At 61.3% G+C, this 19,717-nt stretch carries 19 protein-coding genes; 11 read left to right on the top strand and 8 right to left on the bottom strand.

From position 1 onward, the window contains the following. The first annotated feature begins 3 nt into the window (after window positions 1-3). The 3 genes from tolQ to tolA are packed head-to-tail and all read left to right on the top strand — an operon-like array spanning window position 4 to window position 2,105. Window positions 4-708 carry a protein TolQ gene (gene tolQ, locus QLQ16_RS01905; protein ID WP_283222989.1) on the top strand — a complete coding sequence of 235 codons (705 nt, stop codon included), beginning with the start codon at window positions 4-6 and terminating at the stop codon, window positions 706-708. Between the two features lie 10 nt (window positions 709-718). After that, a complete protein-coding gene (locus tag QLQ16_RS01900) occupies window positions 719-1,138 on the top strand; it encodes a biopolymer transporter ExbD (protein ID WP_283222988.1) in 420 nt (139 codons plus the stop codon). Between the two features lie 22 nt (window positions 1,139-1,160). Next, window positions 1,161-2,105 (top strand): cell envelope integrity protein TolA, encoded by a 945-nt coding sequence (gene tolA, locus QLQ16_RS01895; protein WP_283222987.1) that lies wholly within the window; start codon window positions 1,161-1,163, stop codon window positions 2,103-2,105. 72 nt (window positions 2,106-2,177) lie between these two features. Here the strand turns inward: tolA and dnaE are convergent, their stop codons facing one another. The 4 genes from dnaE to QLQ16_RS01875 all read right to left on the bottom strand — a co-directional run bounded on the left by dnaE (window position 2,178) and on the right by QLQ16_RS01875 (window position 7,898). Continuing rightward, the gene (dnaE, locus tag QLQ16_RS01890) at window positions 2,178-5,744 is read right to left on the bottom strand and encodes a DNA polymerase III subunit alpha (protein ID WP_283222986.1); all 3,567 of its coding nucleotides are present in this window, start codon (window positions 5,742-5,744) and stop codon (window positions 2,178-2,180) included. 54 nt (window positions 5,745-5,798) lie between these two features. Next, window positions 5,799-6,494, bottom strand: coding sequence for a DUF599 domain-containing protein (locus QLQ16_RS01885; RefSeq protein ID WP_283222985.1), 696 nt, complete (start codon window positions 6,492-6,494; stop codon window positions 5,799-5,801). 134 nt (window positions 6,495-6,628) lie between these two features. After that, entirely contained in the window at window positions 6,629-7,162 is a 534-nt protein-coding gene (locus QLQ16_RS01880) for a flavodoxin family protein (protein WP_283222984.1), read from the bottom strand. A 34-nt stretch (window positions 7,163-7,196) separates the two neighbouring features. Beyond that, window positions 7,197-7,898, bottom strand: coding sequence for a pirin family protein (locus tag QLQ16_RS01875; protein ID WP_283222983.1), 702 nt, complete (start codon window positions 7,896-7,898; stop codon window positions 7,197-7,199). A 131-nt stretch (window positions 7,899-8,029) separates the two neighbouring features. On the opposite strand from QLQ16_RS01875, the gene QLQ16_RS01870 reads away from it, so the two are divergent. From QLQ16_RS01870 to QLQ16_RS01840, 7 genes are all read left to right on the top strand, one after another. Further along, window positions 8,030-8,968: a LysR family transcriptional regulator gene (locus QLQ16_RS01870; protein ID WP_283222982.1), complete on the top strand. Its 939-nt coding sequence runs from the start codon at window positions 8,030-8,032 to the stop codon at window positions 8,966-8,968. 10 nt (window positions 8,969-8,978) lie between these two features. Continuing rightward, on the top strand, window positions 8,979-10,025 hold the full coding sequence (locus QLQ16_RS01865; protein ID WP_283222981.1) for an NAD(P)/FAD-dependent oxidoreductase: 1,047 nt from the start codon (window positions 8,979-8,981) through the stop codon (window positions 10,023-10,025). 6 nt (window positions 10,026-10,031) lie between these two features. Next, a complete protein-coding gene (gene gluQRS, locus QLQ16_RS01860) occupies window positions 10,032-10,934 on the top strand; it encodes a tRNA glutamyl-Q(34) synthetase GluQRS (RefSeq protein WP_283222980.1) in 903 nt (300 codons plus the stop codon). 111 nt (window positions 10,935-11,045) lie between these two features. Beyond that, window positions 11,046-11,273: a DUF6364 family protein gene (locus tag QLQ16_RS01855; protein ID WP_283222979.1), complete on the top strand. Its 228-nt coding sequence runs from the start codon at window positions 11,046-11,048 to the stop codon at window positions 11,271-11,273. After that, a complete protein-coding gene (locus QLQ16_RS01850; RefSeq protein ID WP_283222978.1) occupies window positions 11,260-11,727 on the top strand; it encodes a PIN domain-containing protein in 468 nt (155 codons plus the stop codon). Before QLQ16_RS01855 ends, QLQ16_RS01850 begins: the two co-directional genes overlap by 14 nt. A gap of 56 nt (window positions 11,728-11,783) precedes the next feature. Beyond that, the gene (gene trmB / locus QLQ16_RS01845) at window positions 11,784-12,506 is read left to right on the top strand and encodes a tRNA (guanosine(46)-N7)-methyltransferase TrmB (protein WP_283222977.1); all 723 of its coding nucleotides are present in this window, start codon (window positions 11,784-11,786) and stop codon (window positions 12,504-12,506) included. Between the two features lie 29 nt (window positions 12,507-12,535). Then, window positions 12,536-13,468: a pseudouridine synthase gene (locus QLQ16_RS01840; protein WP_283222976.1), complete on the top strand. Its 933-nt coding sequence runs from the start codon at window positions 12,536-12,538 to the stop codon at window positions 13,466-13,468. 10 nt (window positions 13,469-13,478) lie between these two features. Here the strand turns inward: QLQ16_RS01840 and QLQ16_RS01835 are convergent, their stop codons facing one another. Then, entirely contained in the window at window positions 13,479-14,072 is a 594-nt protein-coding gene (locus tag QLQ16_RS01835; protein WP_283222975.1) for a TetR/AcrR family transcriptional regulator, read from the bottom strand. A 64-nt stretch (window positions 14,073-14,136) separates the two neighbouring features. Here QLQ16_RS01835 and QLQ16_RS01830 point away from each other — a divergent pair, with 64 nt between their 5' ends. Beyond that, complete coding sequence (locus QLQ16_RS01830; RefSeq protein ID WP_283222974.1) at window positions 14,137-14,931, top strand: SDR family NAD(P)-dependent oxidoreductase; 795 nt, start codon at window positions 14,137-14,139, stop codon at window positions 14,929-14,931. A 69-nt stretch (window positions 14,932-15,000) separates the two neighbouring features. Here the strand turns inward: QLQ16_RS01830 and QLQ16_RS01825 are convergent, their stop codons facing one another. The 3 genes from QLQ16_RS01825 to alaS form a co-directional block, all read right to left on the bottom strand. Further along, window positions 15,001-16,110, bottom strand: a complete 1,110-nt coding sequence (locus tag QLQ16_RS01825; protein WP_283222973.1) for a transglutaminase-like domain-containing protein — start codon at window positions 16,108-16,110, stop codon at window positions 15,001-15,003. 158 nt (window positions 16,111-16,268) lie between these two features. Further along, window positions 16,269-16,793, bottom strand: coding sequence for a TlpA family protein disulfide reductase (locus QLQ16_RS01820; protein WP_283222972.1), 525 nt, complete (start codon window positions 16,791-16,793; stop codon window positions 16,269-16,271). A 79-nt stretch (window positions 16,794-16,872) separates the two neighbouring features. Then, a complete protein-coding gene (gene alaS, locus QLQ16_RS01815; RefSeq protein WP_283222971.1) occupies window positions 16,873-19,596 on the bottom strand; it encodes an alanine--tRNA ligase in 2,724 nt (907 codons plus the stop codon). Window positions 19,597-19,717 lie beyond the last annotated feature (121 nt).

The raw sequence follows: 19,717 nt of genomic DNA, 5'->3' as shown, positions 1-19,717 counted from the left end.
CCAATGAACCAAGACATGTCCATCGTTTCCTTGTTGCTGCACGCCAGCTTCGTGGTGCAACTGGTGGTCGGCATTTTGCTGGCCATCTCGGTCACCAGCTGGGCGGCCATTGTGCGCAAGCTCTCGGCGATCAAACGCATCAAGAACCTCAACGAAGAATTTGAGCGCGTGTTCTGGTCGGGCACCAGCCTGAACGAGTTGTTCAACGCCGCCACGCAGAACGCCAAGATGTCGGGCCCCATGGAGCGCATTTTTGCCAGCGGCATGCGCGAATACCAAAAACTGCGCGAGCGCCGCATCAGCGATGCCGGCACCTTGCTCGACGGCGCACGCCGCGCCATGCGCGCCAGTTTCCAGCGTGAGATGGATGTGGCCGAAGCCCAGTTGGCCTTCCTCGCTTCGGTCGGCTCGATCTCGCCCTATGTGGGCTTGTTCGGCACGGTGTGGGGCATCATGCACGCCTTCACCGGCTTGGCCAGCCTGCAGCAAGTGACGCTGGCCACCGTGGCCCCTGGCATTGCCGAAGCCTTGGTGGCCACCGCCATTGGCCTGTTTGCGGCCATTCCAGCTGTGCTGGCTTACAACCGTTTCTCGCACGACGTGGACCGCATCGCCATCAAGATGGAAACGTTCATCGAAGAGTTCTCCAACATCCTGCAGCGCAGCCTGGGCTCGGCCGGTGGCAGCAACTCGGCTTCTGGCCACTGAAGGAAGCAGCATGCCCGCCGTTTCATCCCGGGGTCGCGGTCGCCGCACCATCGCTGAAATCAACATGGTGCCCTTCATCGACGTGATGTTGGTGCTGCTGATCATCTTCATGGTCACCGCCCCCATGATCACGCCCAGCATGGTGGACTTGCCCAGCGTGGGCAAAGCCGCCAAACAACCCGACAAGGTCATCCAAGTCGTGATCCAAAAAGACGAACAGCTGGAGTTGGTCATCGAGGGCAAGACCATCACGGCCAGTCTGGCCAATGTGGCGGCCAGCGTGAAAACCGCCATCGGCCCGAGCGACAACACCGCCGTGGTCATCAGCGCCGACCGCACCGTGAAATACGAAACCGTGGTCAAGGTCATGGACAGCCTGCAACGCGCAGGTGTTGCCCGCGTGGGCTTGTCGGTGCAATTGGCGCCCTGAGCACCGCATGAGGAATTCGGCTGTGAGTCCACGCCCCGCACCGCATCTGGAGTTTGCGCCGCCCGCACCCGAGGGACGGCAAGGCTCCTTGCTGATCGCCATCGTGGCGCATGCGGTGTTGTTCTTGGCGTTGACGCTGGCCACCCAGTGGCGCACCCAGCCTCAGACCGTGCAGGCCGAAGCCGAGTTATGGTCCGCCACACCGCAGGCCGCTGCGCCCCGCCTGCAAGAGCCGCCACCTGCACCTCAGCCCGAACCTGAACCTCCAAAACCCGAGCCCAAGCCAGAACCCAAAGCCAAGCCCGCGCCCCCTGCCCCCGATCCACGGATCGAGCAGCGCGATGCGCAAATTGCGCTGGAAAAGAAAAAGCAGCTCGAGAAGAAAAAAGAAGCCGAGAAGCTCGAAAAAGAGAGAGCCGAAAAAGACAAGGCCGAGCTCAAGCGCAAAGAGCGCGAGAAAGAAGAAAAAGCCGCCAAGGAAAAAGCCGAGAAGGACAAGCTGGCCAAAGAAAAGGCCGACAAAGAGCTTGAAAAGAAAAAGGCCGCCGAAAAAGCAGAAGCCAAAAAAGCGGCAGAGGCCAAAGCCGATGCTGCCCGCATGGACGCACTGCGCAGTGAAAACCTCAAACGCATGCAAGGCCTGGCCGGGGCTTCGGGCGGCGAAAACGCCACGGGCAGCGCCCTCAAGTCAGCGGGCCCCTCGTCCAGTTATGCGGGTCGCTTGGTGGGCCGCATCAAACCCAACATCACCTACCCCGGCGATGTGGTGGGCAATCCACGGGCCGAAGTCGAAGTCAAAGTCAGCCCCGACGGCACCATCCTCAGCCGACGCATCGTGCAGTCCAGCGGCAACCGCGCCTGGGACGACGCCGTGCTGCGCGCGATCGACAAGACTGAAGTGTTCCCCAAAGACACCGATGGCCGCGTGCCGTCCGTCATTGTGTTGGGTTTCAGGCCGCAGGACTGACCCACGCACAGGGCTTCGAAAGCCCCACGCCCTGATGCCTCAGGGCCCCTCGGTAGAGGATTCCCAAAAGCCTTACTGCGACACTGTCCGCAGCGTCAGTATGGGGTTGTTGTCCTCGTACACAATGACCGCTTGCCCCTGATCGGCCTGCGCCATCCAGCTGGCCAGTGCCGCATCGGACGGGAAGAAACGGGCTTGCTCGCCCAGCGCCAGTTCGGCACGGGCGCCGACTTCGCCGTCGCGACGCTCGAGCTTCAGGCGCACCGGCAAGCCGCGGACCAGATCGCCCTGCTCGGTTTGCTCGCGTTGCGCCGGGAACTCTCTGACCAAACGCGCAATGTCGGGCGCACGGCCATTGACGGCCACGCGCAGGAACTTGCCATAGCGGCAACGCGCCGCGCCCAGGTCCATGATTTGCTCCATCTTCAAGCGAAAACCACCTGAAAATCGGTCCGCCTGCATCTTGGCGGTGACGATGATCAACTCATCGTCTTTGAGCAAGTTTTTGGCCGAGTTGATCAGGCCTTCGTCGGCGGTGGCTTCCATCACGCCCGATTTGTCGTCGAGCTTGAAGATGGCCACTTTGCCGCGCTGGCCGTTGATGATGCGCAGATCGCTGACGATGCCTGCCAGCACCATGGACTCTCGGCTGTCGATCAGGTCGTCGATCTTGCGGCGTGCGAACTGGCGCACCTCGCGCTCGACCGCATCGAACAAATGCCCCGACAGGTAAAAGCCCACGGCGGTTTTTTCCAGGAGCAAGCGCTCCTTGATGCCCCAGGGCAGCACATCGACCAAATCAGGCTCTTGCGTGCTCGAGCCGTGCGAATCATCGCCCAGCATGTCAAACAGCCCGCCTTGGTTGGCGTTGGCCGTGGTGGCATTCGAGAACTCAAACGCCCGGTCGATGCTGGCCGACAAAGCGGCGCGGTTCATGTGCAAGGAGTCAAAAGCCCCGGCCTTGATCAGCGCGTCGACCGTGCGCTTGTTGATACGGGTGCGGTCCACGCGCACGGCAAAGTCAAACAAGCTGGTGAAGGGGCCGCCTTCGTTGCGGGCGGCCACGATCGCTTCAATCGCCTGCTGGCCCGTGCCCTTGATGGCGCCCAGACCGTAACGGATGACCTTGTCGGTGACCGGCTCAAAGCGGTAGTGACCCCGGTTCACATCGGGCGGGTCGAAGGTGATGCCGAACTTCAAAGCGTCTTCATAAAGCACCTTGAGCTTGTCGGTGTCGTCCATTTCCACGGTCATGTTGGCGCAGAAGAACTCGGCGGTGTAGTGCACCTTGAGCCAGCCGGTGTGGTACGCCAACAGGGAATAAGCGGCCGCGTGCGACTTGTTGAAACCGTAGCCCGCAAACTTTTCCATCAAGTCAAAGACTTCGTCGGCCTTGTCCTGCGGGATGTTGTGCGTGGCCAGGGCACCGGCGCGAAACTTCTCGCGGTGCTCGGCCATTTCTTCGGCTTTTTTCTTGCCCATGGCGCGGCGCAGCAAGTCGGCGCCACCGAGGGAATAACCGCCCAAAATCTGCGCCGTCTGCATCACCTGCTCTTGGTAGACCATGATGCCGTAGGTCTCGGAGAGCATCTCTGCCACCGCCGGGTGCGGGTATTCCACCACTTCGCGGCCGTGCTTGCGGGCCACAAAGCTGGGGATCAGGTCCATAGGGCCGGGACGGTACAGGGCGTTCAGGGCAATCAGGTCTTCCAGCCGTGTGGGCCGTGCGTCGCGCAACATGCCCTGCATGCCGCGGCTTTCAAACTGGAACACGGCTTCGGTCTTGCCATCGGAGAACAGTTTGTAGGTGGCTGCGTCGTCGATCGGGATGTTCTCAAAGGCGAAGTTCTCTTGGCCCTTGTGCCGCTTCATGATGAACTCGCGGGCAATCTCCAGGATCGTCAGCGTGGCCAAGCCCAAGAAGTCGAACTTCACCAGACCCGCGGCCTCCACATCGTCCTTGTCGTATTGGCTCACAGCCGATTCGCTGCCGGGCTGCTGGTAGAGCGGGCAAAAGTCGGTCAGCTTGCCCGGTGCGATCAACACGCCCCCGGCGTGCATGCCGATGTTGCGCGTCATGCCTTCGAGCTTTTGCGCCAACTCGATCAGGGTCTTCACATCCTCTTCACGCTCGATGCGCTCGGCCAAGATGGGCTCCATGGCGATGGCGTAATTGTTCTTGTCGCCCTCTTTGGGCGTGGCCGGTGGGTATTGCAGCGTGACCGACATGCCCGGCTTGTTGGGGATCAGCTTGCTGATGCCATCGCAAAAGGTGTAGCTCATGTCGAGCACACGACCCACGTCGCGGATGGCCGCACGCGCGGCCATGGTGCCAAAGGTGGCGATCTGGCTGACCGCATCGCGGCCATACTTTTCCTTGACGTAGTCAATCACGCGGTCGCGGTTGCCCTGGCAAAAGTCGATGTCGAAGTCGGGCATCGAGACCCGCTCAGGGTTCAAGAAGCGCTCGAACAGCAAGCTGTATTGCAAAGGGTCGAGGTCGGTGATCTTGAGCGCATAGGCCACCAGCGAACCCGCACCCGAACCCCGGCCTGGGCCCACCGGGCAACCGTGGGTTTTGGCCCACTGGATGAAGTCACCCACGATCAGGAAGTAGCCCGGAAAACCCATCTTCAAAATGGTGCCCAGCTCAAACTCGAGCCGTTCCACATAGCGCGCACGCTCGGCTTCGCGCTTGGCCTCGTCGGGGTAGAGGTGGATCAGGCGTTCCTTGAGGCCCTCGTGGGAAACGTGCCGGAAATAATCGTCCACCGACATGACCACGCCATCGACGGGCGGAATCGGGAAATTGGGCAACTGCGGCTTGCCCAGCACCAGGCTCAGGTTGCAGCGCTTGGCGATCTCCAGCGTGTTGGCGATGGCACTGGGCACATCGGCAAACAAGGCGCACATTTCTTGGGCCGACTTGAAATACTGCTCGCGCGTGAACTTGCGCACCCGGCGCGGATTGGCCAGGATCTCGCCTTCGGAAATGCAGACTCGGGCTTCGTGGGCTTCGTAGTCTTCAGCCGCATGGAACTGCACTGGGTGCGTGGCCACCACCGGCAAGTGAAGGCGCGCAGCCAACGCCACCGCACCGGCCACCTGGGTTTCGTCTTCGGGCCGGCCCGCGCGTTGCAACTCCAGGTAAAAGCGGTGCGGGAAGATCGAGCCCAGCTGCAGCGCCAAGTCGGCTGCTTTGTCGTTGTCGCCCTGCACAATGGCTTGCCCCACCGGCCCGGCTTGTGCGCCCGACAACAGGATCAGGCCTTCGGAAAGCTCTTTGAGCCAGTCGACTTTGACGACCGCCACACCCTTGAGCACGTTTTGTGTCCAGGCCCGTGCCAGCAGCTCGCAAATGTTGAGATAGCCTTGGTGGCTTTGCACCAGCAAAATCACACGGGACAAAGCGCCCGCGTCGCCGCCCAAACCTTCGAGGTTGATTTCTGCGCCCAAAATCGGCTTGACGCCCTTGCCGCGGCCTTCTTTGTAGAACTTGACCCCGCCAAACAGGTTGTTCAGATCGGTGATGGCCAGGGCCGGTTGCCCGTCTTTGGCGGCCATTTTGACCACATCGTCGATGCGGCAAGTGGAGTCAACGACCGAGAATTCAGAGTGGAGGCGCAGGTGGGCAAACATAGCCCCCATTCTAGGAGACCAAGAGCTTCAATTTGACAAATTTGAGGCCTGTTTTCAGTCCCGCAAGACCTGCAGGACTTCCGAGTGGAATTCACGCCCGTAAAGGATCATGACCACCAAGGCCGTGGCCAAGACCAGCGCCAGTGGCGAGAAAAACCAGGCCATGGCGGCAAAGGAAAAATAATAGGCCCGCAAGCCATCGTTGAAGGTTTCGGCCGCTGCCCCAACCAAGCGCCCTGCCCGTTCGGCCACCTGCTGGCGGTCCTGCAAGCCTTCGTCAAAGGTTTCAGGCGGTGGCATGGCGCCAATCACCAGTGCCACAAAGGTGTACTGCCGCATGGACCACGAAAACCTGAAAAAGGCATACACAAAGATGCCCACCAGCACCAGCACCTTGAACTCGAACACCAGCATGGGCGTGGGCTGTGCAAACGGGATCTCACGCACCAACTCAGCCGCCTTGTCGGTCGTGCCCAGCAAGGCAAACAGACCGCCGATGATGATGATCGTGGTGGATGAAAAGAACGAGGGGGTGTGCGACAGGTTCTGGGTGATCAAACCATCCAGCATGCGCGGATCGCGGGCGGTGGTCTGCAGCATCCATTTGACACGGTAGGCATTGGTCGTGGCAATCAGGCTCTGGTCCAGTTGTCCACGCATCCGGGCAAACCAGGCGTAACCAGCCCACAGGCTGAAAAAGGAGACCAGCGCCAGCCAGTCACCCCAAGGCATCATCGAGAGGATTTTCATGCCTGCATCCTAGCAAGAGGCACACCCCATGCGCGCGCGGCCATGAAAAAAGCCAGACCGAGGCGGTCTGGCTTCTCAGGCTTTGCTTTTTTTTGTGAGTGGGCACGCCAGGCAGGCGACTCCCCCCCCAAAAATCAGCCGCGCAGCTTGGCGGCCACAGCGGCCACGCGCTCGCCGTAGGCTTTGGCGGTGTCCAGGTCACCTTGTGGGATGTCTTCGGCAGGGCTGGTCGGGCCCACTTGCGCCATCACGCCGGAGTTGGAGCCGATGCGGTTGATGGTGCCGTCGTTCATGGATGGCTGGCCCACCCAGACCATGCCTTGCTGCATGGCCAAGGTGATGAAGTACTGGATGGTGGACAGTTTGTCGCCGCTGGGGCTGGCCGAGATGGTGAAACCGCCAGCGACCTTGTCTTTCCAGGCACTGGTGAACCAGCGCTTGGAGGTGGCGTCGGCAAATTTCTTGAACTGCCAAGAAGCCATGCCCATGTAGGTGGGCGAGCCGAAGATGATGGCGTCGGCCGCGTCCAGTGCGGTCCAGTCCGCATCGGTGATGTTGCCATCGGCATCGATGGTCACCAGTTGGGCGTTGGCGCCCTGGGCCACGAATTGCGCCACGCGCTGGGTGTGGCCGTAGCCGGAATGGAAGACAACAACGGTTTTAGCCATGAAAAGCTCCTTGAAAAAAGTGAAGAGAAAAAAATCAGGCGGCCAGATCAAACACCAGCACTTCGGCTTCCTGGCCAGCACTCAGCGCCAGCAAGGTCTCGCCCTCGAGCATGGCGGCATCACCGGCTTGCAAGGTGTGGCCGTTGGCCTGCAAAGTGCCTCGGATCAAAAACACATAGGCCTTGCGCGCGGCGTCCAGCGCCAGCTGCGCGGACTCTGCGCCAGTGAACAGGCCTGCGTACATGCGGGCGTCGGCGTGGATCTTGACCGAATGCTCTGAAGCCTCGGGGGCCGCCACCAAAGCCAGTTGGCCGCGTTTGGCCGTTTCGGGCACGGTTTTTTGTTCGTAACCAGGGTCGATGCCGGTCACATTGGGCTCAATCCAGATTTGCAAAAAGTGGGTTTGCTCGCCCTTGGCGTGGTTGAACTCGCTGTGGCGCACGCCCGAGCCGGCGCTCATGCGCTGCACATCACCAGGCGGGATGCCTTTGACGTTGCCCATGCTGTCTTGGTGGGCCAGATTGCCCGACAGCACGTAGCTGATGATCTCCATGTCGCGGTGGCCGTGCGTGCCAAAACCGGTGCCGGGGGCGATGCGGTCTTCGTTGATCACACGCAGATTGCCAAAGCCCATGTGGGCCGGGTCGAAGTAATTGGCAAACGAAAAGCTGTGGAAGGACTTGAGCCAGCCGTGGTCGGCATAGCCCCGTTCTGCAGATTTGCGGAGGGTCAACATGGCGGGTTCCTGTTTGTGTGCTCGTGGCCCATGCCTCAAGCGAGGGCTCAACTGTACCGATGCAAGGCCGCCTGTCCGTTGCGCTTGTTTGCTGGCATCATTCAATTTAATTGAATATTGAAGCACCCACCATGCAAACCCCACGCGACTGGCTCACCCCCGAAGCCTTGACCATGCTGCAAACCATTGCCCAAAAAGGCAGTTTTGCGGCGGCGGCTCGGGCACTCAACTTGGTGCCCAGCGCCCTGACCTACCGGGTGCGCCAACTCGAAGATGCGCTGGACGTCTTGCTGTTCGACCGCAGTTCGCGCCAGGCCAAGCCCACAGCGGCGGGCCAGGAACTCCTGCGCGAAGCCACACGATTGCTGGACGACATGGACGCCGTGGCCAACCGGGTGCGCCGTGTCGCCACAGGCTGGGAAGCGGTGCTCACCGTGGCGGTGGACAGCGTGGTCTCTCGCAGTGTGGTGATGGACTTGTGCGCCAGCTTTTTGGCCTTGGGCGCGCCCACGCGACTGCGACTGCGTTATGAAACTTTGTCGGGAACACTGGCCGCGCTCACATCCGGGCAAGCGGATCTGGCCTTGGGCGTGGTGACCGCGCAGGGCCTGCCCGCCGACGTCCACCATGCCGAATTGGGGCTGATTCCTTTTGTGTTTGCGGTGGCCAGCCACCACCCACTGGCCACGGCGGCTGAGCCTTTGAGCCACGAGGTCTTGTTGCAGCACCGGGCCGTGGCGGTGGCCGACTCGGTCAGCCGAGGCAGCGGCATCACCGTTGGCTTGTTGGGCGGACAAGACGTGTTCACCGTGCCCGACATGCCCAGCAAACTTGAAGCGCAATTGCGCGGTCTGGGCGGTGGTTTTTTGCCCGAAAGCCTGGCCAGGCCCTACATCGACAGCGGCATGCTGGTGACCAAGGCCGTGCAAAAACCGCGCATCAGTACCTGCCAATATGTGTGGCGCGACAGCAAGCAAGTGCCCGCTGGGCAAGCCTTGCGTTGGTGGCTGTCGCAATTGGAGCGATCGACCACACGCGATGCATTGCTCCAACCCGTCCATCGCGTGTAGAGTGTGAACCATGAACACACAACACATCGCCATCATCGGTGTCGGCATGGCCGGCGTGGTTTGCGCACGGACGTTGCGCCAAGCCGGACACAACGTCACCTTGTTTGAGAAAAGCCGAGGACTCGGCGGTCGCATGTCGACCCGCACCAGCGCCTTCGGCAGTTTTGACCATGGCGCCCAATACTTCACGGTGCGTGACCCCCGCTTTGAACTGGCCCTGGGCACCGTGCCCGGCGTGTGCAAACCTTGGAGTGCCAACGCCGTGCGCGTGCTGGACCCCAATGGCCGTGTGATCGAAGCAGGCCTGCCCGGCGGAGAGCGCCACTGGGTGGCCACGCCCGGCATGAATGGTTTGGTCAAAGCTTGGGCAGCGCCGCTGGTCGAAGACAACAATGTGCAACTGCAAACCCGGGTCACCAAAATCAGTGCCGACCCCCTCCGCAAAAACGCCTGGCAACTGCACACCGATGCCGAAGACGGCGCCCAACACGTGTACGGCGGTTTTGACAAAGTCATTCTGGCGATCCCGCCTGCGCAAGCGACCGATCTGCTGCGGGCTTCGCAACTGACCGACTTGGCAAAGCCCTTGAAAGACGTGCGCGTGGACCCTTGCTGGACGCTGATGCTGGCTTACCCCCAAGCGGTGCAGCCGGGCCTCATCACGATTGGCCCCCAATGGAATGCCGCCCGCAGCACCCACCACCGCATCGCCTGGATGGCCCGCGAATCGTCCAAACCCGGGCGCGAACGCATCGAACGCTGGACGGTACAAGCCAGCGCCCCTTGGTCGGCCGAGCACATCAACGACACGCCCGACCGCATCAGCGGCAAGCTGCTCAAGGCCTTTGCCGAAATCACCGGCATCAGAGCCACCCCGGCCCATGCCGAGGTGCACCGCTGGCTGTACGCCAAAACCGCACAGCCGCTGGGCCAGAGCCACTTGTGGTTCAAGGACCAGGGCATTGGATTGTGCGGTGACTGGTGCTTGGGCCACCGGGTCGAAGACGCTTTTGTCTCGGGACTGGAGCTGGCGCTGTCGGTCCTGAAAAAACGCTGATCCCCCATGGGTGTGAGGTACACAGGCCGGTTTGCGCCTTCGCCAACCGGCCTTTTGCATGCAGGGTCTTTGGTGGCGGCGCTGGCCAGTTGGCTCGATGCACGCGCCCACCAAGGCCGCTGGCTGGTGCGCATCGAAGACGTCGACACACCGCGTTGCGTTCCTGGCGCTGATCACCGCATCCTGGAACAACTGGCCCTGTGCGGACTGATCCCCGACGAAGCCTCACTCTGGCAACACCAGCGCAGTGATGCCTACCAAGTGGCGCTGGATGCACTGATCGACAAAGGTTGGGCCTACCCCTGCGGCTGCTCGCGCAAAGAGATCGAAGCAGCCCAAAACCAGGCCGTGGCCCGACACCAAGCCGCCGTCTATCCCGGTACATGCCGCAGCGGCCTGAACGGCAAGACGGCCCGGGCATGGCGCCTCAATGTGCAGGCGGTGCAACAAGCCCTGAATCTGCCCGCCCTCACCGCGTGGACAGACCGCAGACTTGGCGCACACACCCCAAAGGTGCGCCAAAACGTGAGCGACGCCGTGGGCGACTTTGTGCTGCGCCGGGCGGACAGCCTGTGGGCCTACCAACTGGCGGTGGTGGTGGACGATGCGGCGCAAGGCATCACCCATGTGGTGCGCGGCGAAGACCTGGCCGACAACACCGCACGCCAAATCGTGCTGCAGCACGCCCTGGGCTTGCCCACGCCGCAGTACCTGCACACGCCCCTGGTGCTGGGCGCCAATGGCGAAAAGCTTAGCAAGCAAAACGGCGCTCAAGCGCTGGACCTCAGCAATCCGCTGGCCTCGCTGACAGCGGCTGCGCAAGCGCTGGGCTTGTCAGCAGCACCCAAAGGCAGCATCCATCAAGCTCTGCAACAGTGGCAGCACGACTGGGCCAAGCGCTGGCCCTGATCAACGTTTCTGCGTTCTTGGGACGTGCACCAGGTGTTGTCCAGATCAGCTGCAGGTTTGCACCCCTTTAGAAATTCACACATAATATGTGCGATCAAAGGAGGTCCAACCATGAACATCACCCTGTCTGTGGACGAGCGCGTGGCAGAAGCGGCCCGCGAAGCGGCACGCAAAATGGGCAAAAGCCTGAACCAAGCTGTGCGCGACTATCTGGTGCAACTGGCCGGCGAGGAGCGCCAAACCGCCGAATGGCAGGTGTGGGAGCAGCGGTGCCTGAGCGGCGGCGGTCGCCTGCAGGGCTGGAAATTTGACCGGGATGCCGTGCATGATCGCGGCTGAGCCCTCGCCGCCCTGGTCGCAGCGGCTGACCCTGCCCAAAACCCGCTGCTTCATCGACACGAACGTGCTGGTCTACGCCGACAGTACCGACGAGCCCCGCAAACAACGCATCGCCATCGACCTGCTCAGACACCTGCGCTTTGAGCGGCTGGGCGTGCTGTCCACGCAAGTGCTCAACGAGTACAACCAGGTGGGGCTGCGAAAGCTGGGGCTGCCACACACCCACATTCGAGAACAGCTGCAGTGTTACCGCCAACTCGATCTGGCGGCAGTGACACCGGAGACCATCGACATGGCACTCGACCTGCACCAAAAACACAACCTGAGCTACTGGAACGCCCTGATCTTGGCCAGCGCCCACATTGCGGGATGCGCTGTGCTGCTGACCGAAGACATGAGCACGGGTGAGGTGCTGGCCGGGGTCAAGCTCGAGAACCCGTTCGCCGCGGCCTGAGTCAGGCAGCTGAACCACGATAATCCAAGGTTTTGCGAAATACCTTTGCCCCTTCCATGACCACACCCGAACCTACCCCAGAAGCACAGGCCGACGCCCCTTTCATGCGCACCATCAAAACCTATGTGCTGCGCGCTGGCCGCATGGGCTCGGGCCAAGTGCGGGCTTTTGATCAGTTTGGGCCGCAGTTCCTGGTGCCCTACAAGGCCGAGCGTCTGGATGTGCAGGCCGCCTTTGGCCGCAGCGCCCCCCTGATTTTGGAAATCGGTTTTGGCATGGGTGACGCCACCGCCAAGATCGCGCAGGAGCGCCCTGACGACAACTTCCTGTGCTGCGAAGTGCACGAACCCGGTGTGGGTGCCCTGCTCAAGCGCTGCGGCGAAGAAAGTATTGACAACATCCGCATCGTGCAGCACGACGCTGTCGAGGTGATGGACCACATGCTGGGCAAGGACAGCCTGGACGGCGTTCACATCTTCTTTCCAGACCCTTGGCACAAAAGCCGCCACCACAAGCGCCGCCTGATCCAATCGCCTTTTGTGCAACGCTTGGCGCAGCACATCAAGCCCGGCGGCTACCTGCACCTGGCCACCGACTGGCAGCCCTATGCCGAACAGATGTTGGTCGTGGTCAGCGCCGAACCCCTCTTGGCCAACACCGCCGAACCCGGCGCAGGTGGCTACGCCAACAAGCCCGACTACCGGCCTCTGACCAAGTTTGAAAATCGTGGCATCCAACTTGGCCATGGTGTGTGGGACCTGGTGTTTCGCCGGGTCTGACACCCCGCCTCCTCTGAAAATCTGCGGCCATGGCGCGCCCTCCCCGCAACCCGCTCATTGGCATGCGCGATGGCGTCAGCCCCAGCTGTGTTGCCCTGCCTCCCGGTCCGTGGGGCACGGTGCTGGATTTTCTCTGCGAGCGGCTGCCCAATGTGCCTCGCAGCACATGGGCTGAGCGGATTGAACAAGGTTTGGTCTTGTTGGAAGACGGCCAAAAGGTGAGCCTCCAGCAAGCTTATCGGCACAGCCAACGGCTGTACTACTACCGCCACCGGCCTGCCGAGGCGGTGTTGCCATTCACCGCCCACATCGTCTTTGAAGATGACCACCTGTTGGTGGCTGACAAGCCCCACTTCATGCCGGTCACCCCCTCGGGGCCCTATGTGCAGCAAAGCCTGCTGGTACAGCTCAAACGCCAGACGGCTTGTGAAGAACTCACGCCCATCCACCGCATCGACCGGGAGACCGCCGGACTGGTTTTGCTGAGCAAACGCCCACAAGACCGTAATGCTTACCAAGCTTTGTTTCGCGACAAAACCATCCACAAGGTGTACCGGGCCGTGGCCGCACATCGCCCTAAACTTGGGCTGCCGCTGACCCACACCAGCCGCATGGCCGAAGACCCAACCCAGTTTTTCAAAATGTGTGAAGTGCCGGGCGAGCCCAACAGCGAGACCCGCATCCGTTTGTTGCACCCTGAGGGGCAGCGTGCCCTGTACGAACTCGAACCAGTGACCGGCAAGCGCCACCAATTGCGGGTGCACATGAACGCCTTGGGCATCCCGATCGAGGGTGACCAGTTCTACCCGCATGTGCTGCGTGGCCCCGATGAAGCCGAGGACTTCAGCCAGCCGCTGCAACTGCTGGCCTATGCGGTGGAATTTGTGGACCCCGTCACAGGCGTACAGCGCCACTGGACCAGCCAATGGTCACTGAGTGTGCCGTACAGCAACGCCGTGTGAATTTGCGACTTCAGGCCTGCAGCTGATGCAAATGTTGCAGCGCCGTCTGTGCGGTGGCCTGAACAACCGGGGCCGAGACTTGCGCCCGCAGCAGCACAAACACCCCCAAAATCAAAGTCGCCAAGAATTGGCCTTGCTGCTTCACATCGACATCGGCACGTATGTGCTGCGCCTGTTGCGCATTGGCCAATGCGTTTGACAGGGCCGCGCTGATGCGCTCGACGTGCTGATGCACAAATTGTTGGCTGCCTGAGTCATAGGGCGCACGCTCGGTGGCGCAATTGCACATGAAGCAGCCCAGCTCAGAGCCCGGCTGCCCTGCGGCACCAGCAAAACCCAACAGCATGGCCTCCACATCTGACAAACCGGCACGATCAGACTCCAGGGCCTGGAAATGGTTGGTCACCACATCCTGGTCATAAGCCGCTAACGCTGCTTCGTACAGGTTTTGCTTGTTGCCGAATTCGGCATACACACTGAAACGGTTCACCCCCATGGCGTCCACCAAAGCTTGTGTGGACGTGCCATGAAAGCCATCACGCCAAAAAACCTCCATGGCTTTTTGGGCAATCGTGCTGCGGTCGTAATTCTTATGGCGTCCCATTTTTTCTTGGTGTGTTCTTTGTGATTATAATTTCTAACTGATCGGTTAGAAAAAAGGAGTTTTCATGAACAGCTTGAAGCGTTATGGCCAATGGGCCTTGGTCACTGGCGGCACATCCGGCATTGGAGCCGCCATCGTGCAGCAACTGGCCCAAGATGGCCTGAATGTGGTGATGGTAGCCCGCGACGAAAACGCACTGAAGGCACACGCCAAAGCCTTGCAAGAGAGCACGGGCGTGCAGGTGCGCACCGTGTCTGCAGATTTGATGACCGCAGACGGACTGGACCAGGTGATGGCGGCCACACAAGATCTGACCATCGATGTGCTGGTTCCCTGCGCGGCCATCGAAACCCTGGGGCTTTTTGTGGCGTCTTCTGCCGAGCGTCACCAGCAGATGGTGCAAATGAACGTCATCACCCCCATGCGGCTGGCACGGCACTTTGGCCAAGGCATGTCACAACGCCAGCGCGGGGCCATCCTGTTTGTATCCAGCCTCTCCGGTTGGATGCCGCAACCCTATATGGCGCAGTACGGGGCCACCAAGTCCTACATCATGGGCTTGGCAGCGGGCCTGCACTTTGAGATGAAAGACCAAGGCGTGGATGTCTCGGTGCTCTCGCCAGGCCCTACCGACACCCCCATGGCCAAAGCCACCGGCATCGACTTTGCGTCCATGGGCATGAGCATCATGAGCCCGCAAGACGTGGCCCGTTGTGGCCTGAACGCCTTGGGCCGCCAGCTCGATGCCGTGCCCGGCGCGCGCAACAAAATGATGGCGTTCATGATGAGCCGCCTCATGTCCCGAGGAATGGCAGGCCGCATGTTCAAGATAATGATGAGCAAAGCCATCAAAGTCTGAAGAAGTGCCAGCAAAAAGCCCCTGCACGCCAACCATGCAGGGGCTTTTTCTATGGGCCTCAAGCAGCCATCAGGCCTTCACTTCAGAGGCCGTGATCGTGTACTTGAAGGCATCGGGTGCGTAAGAGTCCAAGCGGCCCTCCTCGGTTTCAGCAATCGGGTACATCAAGAAGTTGAGCTTGTCGCCTTTGGAGCCAGGCAGGCGCAGATCGTGCGCGGTGTTCCAAGCCAACCAGTTGCCTTCCCAGCCGCCCAACAAGTGCTTGTACACAGGCGCCACCACGGGGTGGTCGGTGGTCTTGAGCCACTGCGCGGTTTCCAGGCGCATGACCTTGGCCACATCGGCCGGATCGGCGGCCACCCAGCCGTGGGCTTGCAAGTACACCTCGGCGCGGCAGTGCTGTGCGCCTTTGAGACTGGCCGGGTTGCCCGAGAGCTCTTTGTAGCCAAAAGCCGAAGGCACCAATCGCAGTCCGTACACATCGCGGGCGGGCAGACCCACCGCGCGGCACAGGCCCACAAACAAGGCGTTCAGGTCGGCGCATTTGCCGCCCAGGTTGCCGGTCTCCAGCATGGTCTTGATGTCGCCTTCGCCGCAACCGCGCACCTTGGGCTCGCGGTAAGCGTTGCGCACCACCCAGTCGTAAATGGCGCGGGCTTTTTGTTCGTCGGTTTTGGCGCCTTGGGTGGCTTTCAAGGCGGTGGTGCGCACGATGCCATCGAGCGGCAGCATCTGCGTGGCACGGGTAAAGTAGCGCAGTGTGTCGGCCGCTTCGGGTGCGGTGTTGCGGGCGCTGAGCTCAGCGGCGCGGTTTTGGGTTTGCACGCGGCTGGTGATCTCGATCACGGGGCGCACGCCAGGGGCGAATTCAGCGGACACGAAACGGGTGCCTTCTTGGCCATCGCTGGCCATGCGGGCCTGGCCATTGCTGCTGATGCGGGTGTCCAAGGACTGTTGCCAAGCACTGTCCACGCTGGGCACGGGCAACCAAATGCGGGTGGCGCCTTGGGGCTCGGCGATCTCCACGCGGGTGGTCACGTCAAAGGTGCGCCAAGTGCCAACTTCGGGCGCAAAGCGTCGTTGTGCGTCGGGGGTTTGGGCGTGCAGCCAAGTGGGGGTCGCGAAAAGCGCGCCCAAGGCGGCACCGCCTTTGAGCAAGGAACGGCGAGCGGTCGTCATGAAGAAACTCCGGTGTGGGGGCAAGACCTGTCGGCACACACGAGGCGCCACCTGTGGAGGTGGAACGCCAATGCCCCGAAAGCAGGTCAGCTGGCGCACAGCGCGCACAGCTGCGGCGATTATCCTTGATGCGTCCCGCTGAGGCTGCTCAGGGCGTTTCAGCGCAGGCGCTGCAAGTCCTTGATCCAGGCCTCGGCCTGCAAGCCGTCCCAGTCCAGATCGCCCAACACCCGCCAACGGGCCTGACCATCGGGCGCGATCAGCACCGTGGTGGGGTACACGCGCACGCCCCACTGCCGGGCCAAATCGCCCCGCTCATCGAGCACCACCGGCAAGCTCAACTGGCGTTGGTTCAAAAAAGTCTGCACGCGGCTTTTGGGCTCTTTGACGTTGACGGCGATCACCACCGGCGCCTGAGGCGAATCGTGCAAATCTTGCAAGGTGGGCATTTCCTCTTTGCAAGGCGCGCACCAAGTGGCCCAAAAATTGAGCACCACCACACGGCCTTTCAAAGCGGCCGTCGTCCATGTGTGGCCTTGCAGGTCTTGCAGGTTCAAGACCGGCGTCGGTGTCTTGGCAGGCCAGGCTTGTTTGTCGAACTGGGCCACAGCGCACAGGGGCACCAGCGTGAACACCGCCGCCAAAAAGCCTCTTCGGGCCAAGTTCACGAACGAGGGGTTCATGGTCTAGCGGATGGTTTCAATGGTTCAAGAAAAAAGGCGCGCCCGCTCAAGCAGGTGCGCCTTTCGGTGAAGGTGACGTTCAAACCCGCTCAGTCACCCAAGCCTGCACGCTGGCCAAAGCTGCGGGCAAGGCTGCGGGGTTGGTGCCCCCGGCCATGGCCATGTCGGGCTTGCCACCGCCTTTGCCACCCACTTGGGCCGCCACAAAGCTGGCCAACTCGCCCGCCTTGACTTTGCCGGTGGTGTCGGCGGTCACGCCTGCGGCGATCTGCACCTTCTCGCCGTCCACGGCGGTCAGCACGATCACGGCGGTCTTGATTTTGTCCTTGAGCTTGTCCATGGTGTCGCGCAAGGTCTTGGCATCGGCCCCCTCCAGCGTGGCCACCAGAAGCTTGATGCCTTTGATGTCCACCGCTTGCTTGGCCAGCTCGTCGCCCTGGGCCGAAGCCAGCTTGCCTTTGGCAGCGGCCAGTTCTTTTTCGAGCGCCTTGACCTGGTCGAGCACCTGGGCGATGCGGGCGTTCAGCTCAGCCGGTTGGGCCTTGAGCGAGCCTGCGGCTTGCGTCACGGTGTCTTCGAGTGACTGCAAATACGCCAGCGCGTTTTCACCGGTCACGGCTTCGATGCGGCGCACACCTGCAGCCACGCCACCCTCGCCCACGATCTTGAACAGGCCAATATCGCCGGTGGCTTTGACGTGGGTGCCGCCGCAAAGTTCGCGGCTGGAGCCGATGTCCAAAACGCGCACGGTCTCGCCGTACTTCTCGCCAAACAGCATCATGGCGCCGGTTTTCTGGGCGCTCTCGATGTCCATCACACGCGCTTGCGCAGCGGCGTTGGCCAAAATTTCGGCATTGACCAGGGCTTCGATCTGGCGGATTTCGGCATCGGTCACAGGCGCGTTGTGCGCAAAGTCAAAGCGGGTGCGCTCGGCGTTGACCAAGCTGCCCTTTTGCTGCACATGGCTGCCCAGCACTTCGCGCAGGGCTTTGTGCATCAGGTGAGTAGCAGAGTGGTTGCGCACGGTGGCAGAACGCAGGCCCAAGTCCACATGGGCTTGCACCGCGTCGCCGACCTTCAGGCTGCCGGATTTGATCTCGCCATGGTGGCCAAACACATCGGCCTTGATCTTGAGCGTGTCGGCCACGTTGAACTGGCCGCCAGCGTTGTGAATCATGCCTTGGTCGCCCACTTGGCCGCCGGACTCAGCGTAGAACGGGGTCGTGTCCAACACCACCACGCCTGATTGGCCAGCTTTCAGCTCGGTCACGGCATTGCCGTCGGCGTACAAAGCCAGCACTTTGGCGTTGGCCGTCAGGTCGTCGTAGCCCACAAAATCGTTGCCCTCGCCCGAATAGTCGAGCGCCTTGTCCATCTTGAACTTGCCTGCCGCACGGGCCTGGGCTTTTTGCTTTTCCATGGCGGTGGCAAAAGCTTCAACGTCTACCTCCACACCCTGTTCACGGCAAACATCTTGTGTCAAATCCAGGGGAAACCCATAGGTGTCGTGCAACTTGAAAGCCAATTCACCATCTAAAGACCCCAGAGGACGCACAGTTGACTGAATACGCCCCTCAAGCAAAGCACGAACTTCATCTTCAGTCATTCCAGGCCAATTAAGGCCCAGTAGCGCTAAGTTCAAAATCTCCATGCCATTTGCCAAAGTTTCAAAGAAACGCTCTTCTTCCACGCGCAAAACATCGGCAATGCGCTCGGCCTGATCGGCCATATTGGGGTAAGCCGCGCCCATGAGCTTGACCAAGTCGGGCACCAGCTTGTGGAAGAACGGGGTCTTTTGGCCCAGCAAATAACCGTGGCGAATCGCGCGGCGCACGATGCGGCGCTGCACATAACCACGGCCTTCGTTGCTAGGCACCACGCCGTCGCTCACCAAGAACGCGGTGGCGCGGATGTGGTCGGCGATCACGCGCAGCGACTTGTTGTTCAGGTCGCTGCAGCCGGTCTCGCGGGATGCGGCCTTGATCAGCGCGTCAAAAATGTCGATTTCGTAGTTGCTGTGCACGTGCTGCAAGATGGCCGCCAAGCGCTCCAGGCCCATGCCGGTGTCCACGCAAGGCGCAGGCAGCGGCGTGACGGCACCGGTTTCGTCCATGTTGAACTGCATGAACACGTTGTTCCAGATCTCGATGAAACGGTCGCCATCTTCATCGGGGCTGCCGGGTGGGCCGCCGGGGATGTGCGCGCCGTGGTCGTAAAAAATCTCGGAGCACGGGCCGCAAGGACCTGTGTCGGCCATCATCCAGAAGTTGTCTGACTTGTAGCGACCGTTCTTGTTGTCTCCGATTCGGATGATGCGGTTCTCTTGCTTGATGCGCTCTGGCGTCCAACCGGCTTTGACGAAAATGCCTTCCCAAATGGCATGGGCCTCGTCGTCTTCCATGTACACCGTGGCGTACAGCTTGTCGGCGGGCAGCTTGTAGACCTGGGTCAACAGCTCCCACGCCCACTCCAGCGACTCGCGCTTGAAGTAGTCGCCAAACGACCAGTTGCCCAGCATCTCGAAGAAGGTGTGGTGGCGGGCGGTGTAGCCCACGTTTTCCAGGTCGTTGTGCTTGCCGCCGGCCCGCAGGCAGGCCTGCACGGACGCGGCGCGGACATACGAGCGCTTGTCGGAGCCCAAAAACACGTCCTTGAACTGGACCATGCCCGAGTTGGTGAACATCAGGGTGGGGTCGTTGCCTGGCACCAAGGGGCTGGACGCCACCACGGTGTGGCCCTTGGACTCGAAAAAGTCCAGGAAAGTCTTGCGGATGTCGGCGACGGAAATAACGGTTTGGCTCATGGTGTTCTTTGCTTTAGATGCAGCCGGTCATTATAAGTTTGGGGCCTTAGGCTCTGGTATGAAGCCGGCGTCAGCTTCTGCGGTTCACATGCGACAACATACGTCGCATATCGGCTTCACA

The sequence above is a fragment of the Limnohabitans lacus genome (genome assembly GCF_030053395.1).
In the GTDB taxonomy this organism is placed as follows: Bacteria; Pseudomonadota; Gammaproteobacteria; order Burkholderiales; family Burkholderiaceae_C; genus Limnohabitans_A; species Limnohabitans_A lacus.
This window is presented reverse-complemented; position numbering and strand designations above follow the sequence as displayed.

Excerpts from the sequence above, each read along its gene's own strand:
- tolQ (WP_283222989.1), top strand. The coding sequence starts at position 4 with ATGAACCAAGACATGTCCATCGTTTCCTTGTTGCTGCACGCCAGCTTC.
- QLQ16_RS01855 (WP_283222979.1), top strand. The coding sequence starts at position 11,046 with ATGAACATCACCCTGTCTGTGGACGAGCGCGTGGCAGAAGCGGCCCGC.
- QLQ16_RS01825 (WP_283222973.1), bottom strand. The coding sequence starts at position 16,110 with ATGACGACCGCTCGCCGTTCCTTGCTCAAAGGCGGTGCCGCCTTGGGC.
- QLQ16_RS01880 (WP_283222984.1), bottom strand. The coding sequence starts at position 7,162 with ATGGCTAAAACCGTTGTTGTCTTCCATTCCGGCTACGGCCACACCCAG.
- QLQ16_RS01900 (WP_283222988.1), top strand. The coding sequence starts at position 719 with ATGCCCGCCGTTTCATCCCGGGGTCGCGGTCGCCGCACCATCGCTGAA.
- QLQ16_RS01865 (WP_283222981.1), top strand. The coding sequence starts at position 8,979 with ATGAACACACAACACATCGCCATCATCGGTGTCGGCATGGCCGGCGTG.
- QLQ16_RS01870 (WP_283222982.1), top strand. The coding sequence starts at position 8,030 with ATGCAAACCCCACGCGACTGGCTCACCCCCGAAGCCTTGACCATGCTG.
- trmB (WP_283222977.1), top strand. The coding sequence starts at position 11,784 with ATGACCACACCCGAACCTACCCCAGAAGCACAGGCCGACGCCCCTTTC.
- QLQ16_RS01850 (WP_283222978.1), top strand. The coding sequence starts at position 11,260 with ATGATCGCGGCTGAGCCCTCGCCGCCCTGGTCGCAGCGGCTGACCCTG.
- QLQ16_RS01885 (WP_283222985.1), bottom strand. The coding sequence starts at position 6,494 with ATGAAAATCCTCTCGATGATGCCTTGGGGTGACTGGCTGGCGCTGGTC.
- QLQ16_RS01835 (WP_283222975.1), bottom strand. The coding sequence starts at position 14,072 with ATGGGACGCCATAAGAATTACGACCGCAGCACGATTGCCCAAAAAGCC.
- dnaE (WP_283222986.1), bottom strand. The coding sequence starts at position 5,744 with ATGTTTGCCCACCTGCGCCTCCACTCTGAATTCTCGGTCGTTGACTCC.
- gluQRS (WP_283222980.1), top strand. The coding sequence starts at position 10,032 with ATGGGTGTGAGGTACACAGGCCGGTTTGCGCCTTCGCCAACCGGCCTT.
- QLQ16_RS01840 (WP_283222976.1), top strand. The coding sequence starts at position 12,536 with ATGGCGCGCCCTCCCCGCAACCCGCTCATTGGCATGCGCGATGGCGTC.
- alaS (WP_283222971.1), bottom strand. The coding sequence starts at position 19,596 with ATGAGCCAAACCGTTATTTCCGTCGCCGACATCCGCAAGACTTTCCTG.
- QLQ16_RS01875 (WP_283222983.1), bottom strand. The coding sequence starts at position 7,898 with ATGTTGACCCTCCGCAAATCTGCAGAACGGGGCTATGCCGACCACGGC.
- QLQ16_RS01820 (WP_283222972.1), bottom strand. The coding sequence starts at position 16,793 with ATGAACCCCTCGTTCGTGAACTTGGCCCGAAGAGGCTTTTTGGCGGCG.
- QLQ16_RS01830 (WP_283222974.1), top strand. The coding sequence starts at position 14,137 with ATGAACAGCTTGAAGCGTTATGGCCAATGGGCCTTGGTCACTGGCGGC.